The organism is Pseudomonas carassii (assembly GCF_036324045.1).
Classification (GTDB): Bacteria; Pseudomonadota; Gammaproteobacteria; order Pseudomonadales; family Pseudomonadaceae; genus Aquipseudomonas; species Aquipseudomonas peradeniyensis.
The window spans coordinates 1-1,487 of the sequence record NZ_JAZDCT010000089.1 but is presented as its reverse complement, the minus strand read 5'-3'; the positions used below and the strand labels follow the sequence as shown (position 1 = coordinate 1,487).

General features: G+C 67.8%; 1 protein-coding gene. It reads right to left on the bottom strand.

The annotated features are described in order from the left end of the window. Positions 1-1,487: condensation domain-containing protein (locus V0R62_RS26665; protein ID WP_330105829.1), on the bottom strand; the 1,487-nt coding region annotated here is incomplete at both ends.

The window sequence follows — 1,487 nt, the reverse complement described above, 5'->3', positions numbered from 1 at the left end:
GCAGGCCACGCTCAACGCAGATCGCCACCCGGTCGTCGGGCTGCACGCCCAGCGCGATGAGGTGATGGGCCAGGCGGTTGGCCTGAGCGTTGAGCTGCTCATAGCTGTGCTCACTCTGCTCGGTGCTGAGCGCAACGGCCTCAGGCGCACGCAGGACTTGAGCCTCGAACAGTCCCTGGAGAGTCCAGGTCAGGTTGTGGGGCTGCGCCGTACGGTTGAAACCATATAGAAGCTGGTCGCGTTCCTCGACCGAGAGCACCGGCAGCTGCAGCAGCGCTTGCCGTGACTGCTGTGCCAGGGCTTTGGTCATGGCCTCCAGCACTCGCCGCATCTGCTCGCAGACCCGCACGGCCCCCACTGTTGCCGGGGCCTGGGCGACCAGGCGGAAGCCTTCGCCGATATCGTCCACGCTCAGGCTCAGCGGATAGTTGCTGCGCTCGATGCTGTCCAGGGTCTCGATGCCTTGCAGGGCCAGGCGCCGGTCGTCGTCCGCCTGGCTGCCGTGACGGTAGTTGAGCATGGCGCTGAACAGCGGCGCCGGGGCCGGCACGCCGCTGCAACGCTGGGCCAGGGCCAGCGAGGCATGCTCATGGGCGAGCAAGGCGCTCAGGCGCTGCTGGGTCTGGCGCACCGCGTCGTGCAGGTCAGTGCCGGCCAGGTCCAGGCGCAGCGGCAAGGTGTTGATGAACATGCCCAGCGCCTGGTCCGCTCCCGCGCCGCCTTCCAGGCGACCGAGCAGCACGGTGCCGAACACCACGCTGTCGCGGCCACTGGCGGCGGCCAGCAGGCGGGCGTAAGCCAGGTGGAACAGGCTGGCGACGCTGATACCCAGTTGCCGGGCCTGCTGACGCAGACCGGTGCCCAGGGTTTCGTCCAGCCACAGATGGGCCTCTTCGATGCCGAGGCCGTCGATCTGCACATCGCCCAGACCGAACGGCAGGGTCGGTTCGTCGATATCACCCAACTGCTCGCGGAAGAACGCCTCGTGCTCGGCCTGGCTGACACCCAGGCGCGCCTGGGCCACGTAGTTGCGGTAAGGCACCGGGGCCTGCAGCGGTGCCGCGCTGCCCTGCAGGTAACCCTGCAGCTCCGCGCCGATGATCTCCAAGGCGGTATGGTCAAGGACGATATGGTGGAACTGCAGCAGCGCTTCGATGCGCTGGCTGCCAGCATCGTTGCGGTACAACAGGCGGATCAGCGGCGCCCGGGCCAGGTCGAGGCGTTGCAGGTCCTGCCCATCCAACGGCGTGACCAGCAGCGGCGCCTCGCGCCAGACCACCTGCAGCGGTTGCGCCAGGCCCTCCCACAGCACCGAGGTACGCAGCACGTCGTGGCGAGCGATGACTTTGCCCAAGGCGTCGATGAAGGCCTGCAGGCGTTCATGGCTGGCGAAGGCCATGCGTGAGGCCAGCACATAGGGATCGTGCTCCGGCGAGCTGAGGTGGTGGTAAAGGATCCCCTCCTGCAGCGGCGCCAGCGGGTAGATA